7 protein-coding genes are annotated in these 11,700 nt (G+C 72.1%); 2 read left to right on the forward strand and 5 right to left on the reverse strand.

Annotated elements, in window-relative coordinates; translation table 11 throughout:
* The 4 genes from G472_RS32640 to G472_RS32645 form a co-directional block, all read right to left on the reverse strand.
* A partial coding sequence (locus G472_RS32640) for a calcium-binding protein (protein ID WP_281173334.1) occupies nucleotides 1-1,147 on the reverse strand: 1,147 nt, incomplete at its 3' end.
* A 393-nt stretch (nucleotides 1,148-1,540) separates the two neighbouring features.
* Entirely contained in the window at nucleotides 1,541-6,742 is a 5,202-nt protein-coding gene (locus G472_RS0111710; protein ID WP_029008558.1) for a glycosyltransferase, read from the reverse strand.
* Nucleotides 6,743-7,175: 433 nt separating this feature from the next.
* Nucleotides 7,176-8,066, reverse strand: a complete 891-nt coding sequence (locus G472_RS0111715; RefSeq protein ID WP_035692155.1) for a LysR family transcriptional regulator — start codon at nucleotides 8,064-8,066, stop codon at nucleotides 7,176-7,178.
* A gap of 168 nt (nucleotides 8,067-8,234) precedes the next feature.
* On the reverse strand, nucleotides 8,235-9,713 hold the full coding sequence (locus tag G472_RS32645; RefSeq protein WP_035692118.1) for a thiamine pyrophosphate-binding protein: 1,479 nt from the start codon (nucleotides 9,711-9,713) through the stop codon (nucleotides 8,235-8,237).
* A 175-nt stretch (nucleotides 9,714-9,888) separates the two neighbouring features.
* Between G472_RS32645 and G472_RS0111725 the strand changes: the two genes are divergently transcribed.
* Nucleotides 9,889-10,140, forward strand: a complete 252-nt coding sequence (locus tag G472_RS0111725) for a hypothetical protein (RefSeq protein WP_035692119.1) — start codon at nucleotides 9,889-9,891, stop codon at nucleotides 10,138-10,140.
* A 124-nt stretch (nucleotides 10,141-10,264) separates the two neighbouring features.
* On the opposite strand, the gene G472_RS0111730 is transcribed toward G472_RS0111725, so the two are convergent.
* Complete coding sequence (locus G472_RS0111730) at nucleotides 10,265-11,041, reverse strand: enoyl-CoA hydratase/isomerase family protein (protein WP_029008561.1); 777 nt, start codon at nucleotides 11,039-11,041, stop codon at nucleotides 10,265-10,267.
* Between the two features lie 209 nt (nucleotides 11,042-11,250).
* Here G472_RS0111730 and G472_RS0111735 point away from each other — a divergent pair, with 209 nt between their 5' ends.
* Nucleotides 11,251-11,700 carry a cache domain-containing protein gene (locus G472_RS0111735; RefSeq protein ID WP_029008562.1) on the forward strand — a complete coding sequence of 150 codons (450 nt, stop codon included), beginning with the start codon at nucleotides 11,251-11,253 and terminating at the stop codon, nucleotides 11,698-11,700.

Genomic DNA, 11,700 nt, shown 5'->3' on the forward strand with positions numbered 1-11,700 from the left:
TGCCGCCGACCAGGGTGTCGAAGCCGTCGCCGCCCACCAGGGTGTCGTTTCCGGCCCCGCCATAGAGGATGTCGTGGCCGCCGAGCCCGCTGATGAGGTCGTGGCCGTCGCCGCCGAGAATGCTGTCGTTGTTTGCGGTACCGGTCACGGTCACGGCATCGCCGGTGGCCACGACGATGGACTCGATGCCGGTCATGCCGACGTTGGTCAGGTTGTAGGAGCCGCCGCTGTCGATGCGCAGCGTGTCGTTGCCGGCGCCGCCGTCGTACACCTGAAGCGCGCCGCCATAGAGATCGCCGGCCGACGCGAGGACCAGCACATCGTCGCCATCGCCGCCGAACAGGCTGTCGATGCCGGCGTTTCCGTACAGGACATCGTTGCCGGCGCCGCCGTAGATCAGATCGTAGCCGTCGCCGCCGAAGATCGTGTCGTTCCCGCCGGCCCCGTGCAACCGGTCGAAGCCACCGAGACCGGAAATGAGATCGTTGCCGTCACCGCCGGACAAGGTGTCGCCCATGTTGCCGCCGATGACGGAGTACCCCGCGGAATCGAGCCCGGACACATTGATGAACGCAATGGCGGCAAGCGCCGACCCGATCCGGATCTCCTCGATCCCCGACAGGGTGACGGTAGAGAAATCGTAATTCCCGCCCAGCGCTTCGACGCGGTCGTAGCCGGCGCCGCCGCTGATGGTATCGCCGGATAGCTCCGCCGAACTGACATAAAAAAAGTCGTCACCGTCGCCGCCGTCCATGACGTCGGCCCCGACTCCCCCGTTCAGCGTGTCATTGCCGCCGCCTCCCACGAGGCTGTCGTTGCCCACGCCGCCGACGAGGGAATCGTCTCCGCTGCCGCCGATCATCGTGTCGTCCTGAACGCCGCCTCTGAGCGTGTAGGACCCGGTGAAATCGGAAAGGTTGAACAGGACGCTGACATCCTGGCCCACCAGGGGGTCCTCGAAAGTGTTGAGGAGGACTGTGTTCGTTCCCCCCGAACGCAGCGTCCAGGTACCATTGTCGGGAAAAATTTCAAAAGACGCCGTCGTCGACACGTAGTCTGCAAGCAGCGTTTGGAGGTTGTTAATCCTGATGTCGCCCTGCCCATTGCTACCGTTCGGACCCATGTAATAGTAAAATGTTCCGGGCATAGCTTCGGACCCTCCGGTGCGTGGACATGGTTGTGGCGGCGCCCCAAGCTAAAAGAGCGTAACAGGGCGGGCATTAAATTATAAATTGTGGATGCGGACGCATGTACGCCCTGAACGGCGTCCCCTGTCCGTTCAAGGAGGACGCTGCCAAACGCTCACGCCGTACGCACACCCACGTACGTCAGGTTTGACGCATCCAACCTTTGGTGGTCAATGTTCGAATTGAAACGAATTACCACATAAGGCCCCTGCCAAGGGGGCCCGGGGCCGGCCGCGTCATACGGCCGGAAAATGATCACTTCCATCATTTTCCGGCCGTGAAACCCGGCAGATCAATGCCCGGGCATTGATCGAAAGGGTCATACCAACGGCACCCTTCAGGTGCCGTTGGTATCAGTCCGGCGCGTGGCGGATTTCCAGATCCGGCAGGCCCAGGCAGGTGATGCCCATGTCGCGGGCCATCATCGCCAGCCCCTCCGTCTCGATGTAGCCGCGGTAGGGGGCGGGCGGGAAGACCAGCCCGTCGCGGTGCCGGTCGGCGCGCACCAGCAGCATGGTGCCGCCGACTCCGTCCACCGGCACCATCCCCCGCCCGCGGAAGGAGTCGAGGTAGCGCCGTCCCGCCCCGCGCGGCGGCTGGACGAGGCCGTCCACCACATGGGCGGGATCGGCCTCCACCGCCGCGTCGACGATCCGGAAGGTGTTGAGGTCGAAGGTCGGCCCACCGGGGGCGCGCACGCAATGGGGCACCACCACGTCGCCGCCGGTGGCCAGCAGGCGGCGCAGGGTGTCCGGCGGGGCGTCGATGACGTCGGCGTCGATCCACAGCACCCACGTCTCGTCCCGCAGGGCGGCCTGGAGCAGGCGGTTGCGCGCCCGCGCGATGGCGGCGCGGCGCGGACGCTGGATCTCCGGGGCCCAGCGGGGGCCCGGCAGCGTCACGCCGGGGTCGTGTTGCAGCAGCTCGACACGGCGGAACCGGCGGCGCAGGCGCGGCAGCTCCGCGGCGAGGAACGCGTGGGAGCCGTCGTCGCTGCCGCCCTCCAGGAAGGCCAGCGACAGCCGGTCCGGCGGATGGTCGAGACGCTCCAGCATGGCCAGATAGGCCGGCAGATGGCGGCGGGCGTTGCGAACCGGCGTCAGGACCAGCACCGTCGGCGGCCCCTCGGCGGCACGGGCCGCCAGCGCCTGCACGCGTTCGCGCACCACCGCGCCGACCGCGTGCGGGCTGAGCGTCGCGCGGACGTGGTCGGCGGCGCGCCGTCCCCTGGCGCGGGCGGCGCCGGGATCGCCGCGGACGGCCCGCATCAGCGCCGCCGCCGCATCGAGGTCCGGCTCCGTCCACACGGTTCCCGCGGGGTAACAGCCCTCGGCGCGCTCCAGGGTCACCGGACGGCCGGGCACCGGGAAGGACCACGCGTCGGACAGCAGGGGCGCCATCCCCGGACAGGCGGTGGCGATCACCGGCCGCCCGAAGGCCAGGGCCTCGGCCACCGTCAACCCGAATCCCTCCGCCCGGTGAAGCGACACGTACGCGTCGCAGCCCGCGATCAGCGCCAGCGTCCGCTCCCGCGACTCCTCGCCGACGTGCAGGCGGATCGACGGGTGGCCGGCGATTGCGGCCTCCAGCAGCGCCCGGCTGTCCGGCGACAGGGAGCGCGCCTTGATCAGCAGGATCGTGGCCGGATCGGGCTGCGGGAAGGCGCGGCGGAACGCCTCCACCAGGCCAACCGGGTTCTTGCGCGCGAAACCGCTGAGGTCGTCGAAGACGAAGGCGAACAGGAAGGCGCCGTCCGGCAGGCCGAGGTCGGCGCGGGTCGGCGCCGGCACCGCGGGGGCGACCACATGGGTGACCGCGGCCACCGGAACGGGGGCGATGCGGCGCAGCGCATCGGCCGCGAAGGGGCCGGGCGCCCAGATCTCGGCGAAGAGGGTGGCCGCCGCCGCCCAGCCCGCCGGCGCCGTGGTGGGGCTTTCCCAGGCCCAGACGCCGACGCAGGGCCGGTTCTCCATGGCGTCCCGCAGGCGGCGGCCGCGGCCCGGCGCCAGGGCGATGGCGAGCTGGTCGGGGTTGGTGTGGACGATGGTGACGGGGTGCGGGGCCGGCTCGTCCGCCGGCTCGTCCGGATCGTCCAGGTCGTGGGCGGTGAAGGGAATGCCGGCGGCGCGCAGCGCGTCGAGCAGGCCGGACGCCGCCACCCCCAGGCCGATGCCGGCGGAGAAATGGCCGAACACGGTGACGCCGGCCGGTGCCGGCGCCGGCGGTTCCGGCGCCGCGGCGTAGCGCTGCACGAAATGCAGGCTGCGGGTGGTGAAGCCGCACCAGTGGTCGACGACGCTGCCGACGTCCAGGGCGATTCCGCCCAGCGCCCTGATCCGGTCGGCGTAGAGCTTGCCGAGGAAACCGGCGGCGACCAGGAAGACCTCGCCGGGCTCGCGCACCGTCAGGTCCCGCTCCAGGGCGCGGAAGGCGTCGGGGTAGTGGGGGCCGGCGTCGGCATAGCCGAACTGCGCGGCGTAGCGGGCCTCGTGGGGAATGCGCAGGACCTGCCCGACCGCCAGGCCGAAGCGCCGTTCCAGCGCCTGCGGCAGGGCCGGGTGGCAGGTGATCAGCGACACCCGGCGGACGGACGCGAACAGCCGCTCGTACTCGCCCCACGCCGCCAGGTCGGCGTGGATGTGGCAGGAGGTGATGGTCTGCGCGGGCGAGAACAGCGCCCCGTCGCCCCGTTGCGACAGATGGTGCAGGATCACCAGCAGGCCGCGGAAGTCGTGCCAGCTCCGGAACAGGAAGGGCGGGGTGGGGACGGGCAGGCCGTAGCACAGGCGCGACAGGTCGGGCACGCCGACCACGTCGGCGTTGCGCACGGCGCGCACCAGCGCCGCCCCCATGGCGGCGGCCCCGGCGGCGTCCAGCCGGGGGGCGCCCCACCAGATGCACTGGGTGGCGTCACGGTCTGGGCCGGCGTGCTCCTCCTGCTCCGGCGGGTAGGGCAGGAAGTTGCCCTCGCCGTCGCCCAGGCGGATCAGCGCGAAAGGCCGGGCGGACCGGTGGGCGTCGAGGATGCGGTCGGTCACCGCCCGCGCCTGATCGCGGCGCCAGCCGCTGTCGACGGGGAAATCGGGGAAGCGGGCGCGCAGCCGCTCGAACCCGTCGGCGAAGCGGCGCACCGCCTCGTCCCAGTGGCCCATGGGCGCGCGCGGATCGCGGGCCGCGGCGGTGCGGCGCAACGCGGCGACCGCGTCGCCGTCGCCCCGGCCGTGGCGCAGCCCTTCGAACACCGCCAGCAGGCGCAGGCGCACCGTCCGCTCGTCCACCGGCGCCAGGGCCTCCACGGCGTCGAACAGGGCGTGCACGCCGGTATCGCCCTCCGCCTCGCCGATCGCCTGCGCCACCAGCCCCAGCAGGTCGGGCGTCAGGATGCCCGTGCCGTGCGCCCGCCACAGGGCGTACAGCCGCCGCCGACCCTCGACCGCCGCCGGTCCGTGGGCGTAGGCCGCCTCCACCAGGTCGCCCAGCACGGTGCCCGTCGTCGGGGCGGCCGACACGGCGGCGCGTGCGCCGGCCATGTCGCCCTGCGCCTGCAGGACCTGGAAGTGCAGCGCGCGCAGCGCGGCGTTGGCGGCCGCCAGATCGCGGTTGGCGTCGAGCAGGGCCGCCAGCTCGGCGCCGCGCTGGCGGCGTTGCAGCACCGTGGCGAGGGCGAGCACCGCGTCGGTGCGCTCCATCGCCGGGCCGCGCCGCCGCGCCAGCGCCTCGGCCTCGTCCAGGCGGCCGCGCTCCACCAGGGCGGTGACGGTGCCGACGAAAGCGTGCGACGAGGCCGGGGCGAGGGCGACGACGCGGCGCCAGCGCGCCAGCGCGCTCGCCCAGTCGCGCTGGCGCGCCGCCGCTTCCGCCAGGGAGATCGCGCCGGCGGGGTCGTCCGGGGACCGGCGGGCCAACTCGGCGAAATCGGCCTCGGCCTCGGCGAAGCGGCCCAGATCCAGCCGCGCCCAGCCGCGGCCCAGCCGCGCCGGTCCGTGGCGCGGGTCCGCCGCCAGCGCCTCGTCCCACAGGGCCAGCGCCTCCACCGGCCGCTGCGCCCGCACCGCCCTGGCGCGTTCATCCAGGACGGCGGCGATCGCCTGCGGATAGGCCGACAGCGGCAGCCGCTTGGCCAGTTCCGTCAGCACCGCTCCGTAGCGCTCCCCCTCCCAGCGGGGATCGGCGGCCTGCCAGTGCTCGTCGAAATGGGCCGACGGGAAGGTGTTGCGGCCGTGCACGACGTAGAGGTAGAGGCGCGGCTCGTCCAGATGCGCCACCCGGGCGCCGTGCAGCAGCCGTTCGACGACGGGCGTGTCCTCACCCCGCGCCAGTTCGGGATAGCGGGGAAGGACCGCCTTCTCGCACAGCAGCGATCCCTCCCACGGGCGCCGGCGCGACACCGCCAGCCGCCGGGCGCCGGGCCACCAGACCATCCAGCGGTTGAGCAGGCAGGCGTGCGCGCCGGTGCGCTGCAACACCTCCATCTGCATTTCCAGCCGCAGCGGATCGTACAGGTCGTCGTCGTCCCACTGGCAGACGTACGCCCCCGCCGCCAGATCGACGGCGCGGTTGCGCGCCCGCCCCAGGTTGGTCTGCGGGTCCTGCGGCCGCACCAGCCGGATGCGCGGGTCGGCGAGTGTCGCGACGGCGCGGGCCAGGGTGTCCTGCGCCCCGTCGTCAACGATCACCAATTCCCGGTTGGCGTAGGTCTGGCGCCGGAAGGACTCGATGGCGAGCAGAGCCAGGGCGGTGCGGTCGCGGGTTGCCATCAGGCACGACACCAGGGGAGTCCCGTCGCCGGTGGCCGTGGCCGCCGCCACGGGCGATTCAGCGGGGCCGGTGACGGAGACCGACACGGCCGCCGGCCGGCCGTCGTCCGGTGCGGGCATGCCGGGAATCCAGGAGCCGTCCCAGTGGTGCAGGGCGTAGGCGTCGCGGGTGAGACGCTCCCACCGCTCGATGTCGAACAGCCGGCCCTCCAGGCACTCCACCTTGTCGGCGGGATACACCAGGCGCGCCGGCAGCAGGGTGACCGGGTCGGGACCGGTGTACGCCTCATAGGTGCGGGTCAGCAGGTACGGTCCGGTGGCATCCAGCACGTCGGCGGCACCCGCGCTGCGATGCAACGCCGCGACGACGTCGTTCCAGAAGGCATGGCCGGGCACCGACGCGATGAGGGAGGGGCAGAGCAGGCGCGTCAGGCCGGTCCGGGCGGTCTTGTCGAGGTCGAGATGGCTGTCCGGTTCCAGCCCCACCGCCAGCGCGCACCCCGCCAGCAGCGGGTCGAGCGGCTTCAGGCATTCGAAGTCGAGATCGACGTACAGCCCGCCCAGCCGTTGCAGGATCAGGTAGCGCGCCGCGTCGGCGCGGCGGATGGGTTCCTCGTACGCGTCATAGACGGGCAGGAAGTCGGGGGCCTCCCGCGCCACGAAGGCGCGCAGGTCGGCGTCGGTCCACAGCCGATGCTCCCAGTCCGGGTGCAGGCGCCGCCAGGTCGCGCGGAACGCCGCCAGGCGCGGCGGCACGTCCGCGTCCTTCCAGAGATGATGCAGGATTCGGGGGATCATGGGCCCTTCGCGACAATCGACGTGCGATTGTCGACGACGGAGAAGGGATCATCAAGAGTGGAGAGCGCAGGGCTGCGCGGCGGGGGCACCGGCCGGGTCCGCTCAAAAAAACCGCCGCCAACCCATTGGATTGGCGGCGAGTTGAACAGGGAGGCTTCACGTCTGGGAGACGCCGGGCCCGAAGACCCGATCCCGGGAGGGCCCGGGACGGTCGGATGCTGCGTCGCAGCGACCAACGCCCAAGATTTGTGCTCTTGGGTGGTCAATTTCCATTCATTTGTTCTTGATCCTACCATGCGCCGTGTGCATGGCGGCGAAGGTGTTGACCCGCCGGGCGGAATCGGCGCGGCGGGCCGATGCCACGAAAAAGACGGCCCGCGCCGGGGAACCGGGCGGGCTGTCGTGTGGGAGGGAGGATCGGTGCTGCGAAGAGTCAGAACGGGGTTTCCGCGACCTTGCGCACCAGGAAGTCGCGGAACACCGCGATGCGCTTGGAATGGCGCAGCTCCTCGGCGTAGACGAAATAGGCGTCCACCTTGGGGCCGTCGATGTCGGGCAGCACCCGCACGAACTCGCTCTTGCCGTCCAGCAGGAAGTCCGGCATGGCCGCGATGCCCAGCCCGCTCTCGGCGGCCCGGTAGATGGCGTACATGCTGTTGACCTGAAGGATCGGCCGCCGCGACCCGGCGGGGGGGTCGCCCACCTCCAGGATCCAGTTCACGTTGGCGACCGGCGCGCGCACGTCCGGCGGATAGGAGATCAGGTCGTGATCCACCAGATCCGCCGGCGTCTTGGGCACGCCGCGCCGCTTGACGTAGCTCTGGTGTGCGTACAGGTGGAAATGGATGGTCATCAGGTGCCGCTGGATCAGGTCCGGCTGGCGCGGCGTGTTCATGCGGATGGCGATGTCCGCCTCGCGCATCGCCAGGTCCAACTCGTCGTCGTCGATCAGCAGCGTCAACTGCACGTCCGGGTACATGGCCAGGAACTCGTGCAGGCGCGGGGCCAGCCAGGTGGTGCCGAAGGCGACCGTGGTGGTGACGCGCAGGGGGCCCTTGGGCACCTCCTTGCTCTCGGTCAGCATCGCCTCGGTCATCGACAGTTTGGCGAAGACCTCGCGGGCCGTGCGGTGCAGCAGTTCGCCCTGCTCCGTCAGGATCAGGCCGCGGGCGTGCCGGTGAAACAACGGCACCCCGAGGCTCTCCTCCAGTGCGCTGATCTGGCGGCTGACCGCGGACTGGCTCAGGTTGAGCGTCTCGCCGGCATGTGTGAAGCTCCCCGCTTCCGCCACGGCATGGAACACCCGCAGCTTGTCCCAGTCCATCATCCCGTCCCGTTCACCGGAGGCGCGGTGAAAAAACCCCGCCTCTACTGTTGCTTTGTTCGGCGTTATGCGTGCCGCCTCCGTTTATAGCAGGCAACCTGCGGTGAACGCACGCCCAACCGTGTTCGGGCCGGGCAAATCCGACTTTTGCAGGGTGTTTCACCGTCCTCAGCAACCCGGTTGCGGCGGCTGCGGGCCGCGACTCGGGGGCTCCGGCGGCACCGCGGCGCCCGCCGCCGAATCGATTCGCAGGTCGATCACCGCCGGCCGGCGGCTCCACAGCGCCTCCCAGAAGGCGGCAACGAAGCCGGACGGGTGCTCCACCGTCACGGCGAAGGCGCCGTGGCCGCGCGCCCGCTCCGCCGCATCATCCGGGCCGGCGTTGACCACCAGCACCAGGGGTGCGGCCCCCGCCGCGGCGGCGGTCGCCAGGTCCGGGGCGAACGCGGCGAAGCCCGCGCCGTCGCAGATGCCCAGCACGATCCGGCCGGGGTGCAGCAGCTTGGCGGCCACCGCGGCCGGCAGGCCGTACGCGCCGGCGGCGGGGACGAGCAGCCGTCCGGGCCGCCGGAACAGCAGGGGGCGCAGGGCCGGGCCGGACAGCGGGCCGCCGTCGCAGGCGACCACCGCGTCGACCGGCAGCCGCTCCTTCAGCCAGCCGAAGACGGCGCCCGGTCCGGCGGTGCCGGAGAACGGCTCCGGCTCCGCGTGGATCACGCAATCGGCCCGCGCGTCCGCCGCCCAGTCCGCCCATGGCGGAACGCCCGTCTCCGGTCCGGTGGCCACGGCGTCGGCGAGGGCCGCGGTCAGGGCGGGCGGGCCGGCGATCACCGGCACGCCGGCCGGGGGGCCTTCCGGAAGGTCGGCAAGGTCTGCGCCGGCCAGCAGCAGCAGGTCGCAGTCGCCCACGCGGCGCAGCAGGGCAGGGTCGCCCCCCGCATCGAGGGCACCGGCGTAGCAGACGCTCTCGTTGTCGAGGAAGTCGCGGCGGCGCGCGGTGCAGCACACCGGCAGCAGGCCGGCTTCGGCGGCGCGCAGCAGGGTGCCGGCGTCGGCGTCGCTCCATCCGGGGCCGCCGGCCACCACCAGCGGCCGCTGTGCCGCGGCCAGGGCGTCGCGCACCCGGGCGACCATCGCGCCGTCGGGGGGCGGTTCCGCCGCCACCGGCCGGGGCGCCACCGGTGCGGCGCGCGACTCCGCGGCCAGCAGGCGGCGCGGCAGGGCCAGCACCGCCGAACCCGGCCGGGCGGCGGCGGCGTGGAAGGCGTCGGCAACGGCGGCGGGGATGGAGTCGACCCCGGCCACCCGGGCGATCGGGCCGGCCTCCGGCCCCAGCAGGGCGGCGAGGTCGAGGGGGGCGTCCTCGGCCACCAGCAGCACCAGCGGCGTGGCGTCCCGCGCCGCGATGCGCACGCCCTGCGCGGCGTCGGCCGCCACCGTGTCGGCCACCAGGGCCAGCCCCGGCCGTCCGGTCAGCCGGCCGCACGCCTCGGCCATCACCGACGCGGCGGCTGCGGAGGCACAGGGGACGAATCGGATGTCCGGCGCCTCGATGGCACCGGGGAAATGGAAGGCCGGACCGGCGCCGTGGCCGCACAGCGCCTCGATCAGCAGGTGGGCACCGGTGCGGAGCGGGTGGTCGGGCATGGGGCGGGGACATCCGGTGGGTTGCGCCGCGCGCCAGTAAAGGCCGGGGCCGCCGGGCTGTCAACGCGGCCCGCTTCCGGCCGGCGTGCCGGGCGTGCGCCCATTGGCCCCCTTGAATTCGGCGGTGTCCGTCGCTATCCCCGATTCCATCCGTTCCGCCGCAAGGAGAGGCCCGATGACCGGCCAGGAACCGTTCCGGCAACGTCTGACGCGCGACCAGGTGCTCGAAATCTGCGGGCGGCTGGACGACATGCGCATCGCCAACATCATCGCCACCGGCGCCTCGCCGGCGGAGCTGATGGAGGCGCGCACGTGGCTGGCCTCCGACGACTATCTCGGCGGCGACCTGGGCAAGTCGGCCACCGGCCGCATCGCCCGGCTGGTGGAGATTCTGCGCGCCGACGAGACGGAGTGGGACGACCGCTGATGCCGTCTCATACGGTCGGCAATTGATCACTTCCATCAATTGCCGACCGTAAAACCCGGCAGATCAATGCCCGGGCATTGATCGAGAGGGTGATACCGGCGGCATCCTTCAGATGCCGCCGGTATCAGCGCCCGCGGAACACCGGTTTGCGCTTGTCCAGGAAGGCGCGGTAGCCCTCGCGGTAGTCCTCGGTCGCGAAGCAGCGGTAGCACTCGGCGATCTCCGCCGCGCTCAGCGGTGCCGGATCGGCGACCCGGCGCACGAACGCCTTGTGCCAGCGCGCCGCCAGGGGGGCGCCCTCGGCGATGCGGGTGCAGGTGGCGGCCAGCTCCGCCTCCAGCCCGTCGTCGGCGACGATTCGGTTGACCAGGCGCATGTGGTGCGCCAGGTCCGCCCCGAACACGCGGCCTTCCAGCAGGATCTCCAGGGTCGCCGTGCGGCCGGCCACGTCGAACAGCAGCTTCAGTTCCGGCAGGGCCATGGAGATGCCCAGCCGGCTGACCGGCACGCCGAAGCGGCTGCGCCGCGTGCAGATCCGCAGGTCGCAGGCCAGCGCCACCGCCAGCCCGATGCCGCAGCACGGCCCGTCGATGGCCGCCACCGTCGGGTGCGGGCAGTCCCGCAGGGCCTCCATGGTGGCGTCCATCAGCTCGCCGTACGCCTGTGCCCGTTCGGGGGTGTCGCGCTCGCTCTCGAACTCGGAGATGTCGGCGCCGGGGCTGAAGGCGCCGCCCTCGCCGCGCAGCACCACCACGCGCAGCGACGGGTCCGCCGTCACCGCCGCCACCGCCGCCGCCAGCCCGTGCCATTGCGGCTTGTCGAAGGCGTTCAGGCGGCCGGGGTTGCTCAGCCACAGGGTGGCGACGTCGTCGTCGCGGCGAACGGTTGCGTGGCCGGCCATGGAAGCCTCCTGTCGTTGGCGGGGAGGCGATGGACAGCATGGCCGCCCGCCCGCGGTCAAGAGGGCGCGGCACGCGCCGCAGCACCGGCGATCGGCGTCGCGCATCATGCGTCCGGCGGAGTGTGTGTGATTGCTCTTATTCCCCGTACTCTGCTAGGGTCTGTCCGCCGCACCCGCATGCGGCGAACAAAAATCCTATTGGGGGAAACATGAGGACGCTTGCGTATCTTTCGGTTGCCGTCGTCGCCGCCGGTCTGATGTCCGCCGCTCCGGCCGTGGCCGCCGAGTTCGGCTCCGCCGCCGAGGCGAAGGCCATGCTGGAGAAGGCGGTGACGGCCGTGAAGGCCGACAAGGCCAAGGCGCTGGAGATGTTCGTCAAGGGTGAAGGCGGCTTCAAGGACCGCGACCTCTACCCGTTCTGCGGCGGCCCGGACGGCAACTTCACGGCCCACCCGTCGCTCACCGGCAAGAGCCTGAAGGACCTGCAGGACAAGGCCGGCAAGCCGCTGGGGCAGGAGATCTACGCCACCGCCAAGGACGGCGCCATCGGCGAGGTGTCCTACATGTGGCCGCGTCCCGGCAGCACCGATCCGGTGCAGAAGGTCACCTACGTGACCAAGGTCGACGACCAGGTCTGCGCCGTCGGCTACTACAAGTAA

Source organism: Azospirillum halopraeferens DSM 3675 (genome assembly GCF_000429625.1).
Taxonomy (GTDB): domain Bacteria; phylum Pseudomonadota; class Alphaproteobacteria; order Azospirillales; family Azospirillaceae; genus Azospirillum; species Azospirillum halopraeferens.

Coding starts and splice junctions, on each gene's coding strand:
- G472_RS0111710 (WP_029008558.1), bottom strand. CDS start 6,742: ATGATCCCCCGAATCCTGCATCATCTCTGGAAGGACGCGGACGTGCCG.
- G472_RS0111715 (WP_035692155.1), bottom strand. CDS start 8,066: ATGGACTGGGACAAGCTGCGGGTGTTCCATGCCGTGGCGGAAGCGGGG.
- G472_RS32645 (WP_035692118.1), bottom strand. CDS start 9,713: ATGCCCGACCACCCGCTCCGCACCGGTGCCCACCTGCTGATCGAGGCG.
- G472_RS0111725 (WP_035692119.1), top strand. CDS start 9,889: ATGACCGGCCAGGAACCGTTCCGGCAACGTCTGACGCGCGACCAGGTG.
- G472_RS0111730 (WP_029008561.1), bottom strand. CDS start 11,041: ATGGCCGGCCACGCAACCGTTCGCCGCGACGACGACGTCGCCACCCTG.
- G472_RS0111735 (WP_029008562.1), top strand. CDS start 11,251: ATGAGGACGCTTGCGTATCTTTCGGTTGCCGTCGTCGCCGCCGGTCTG.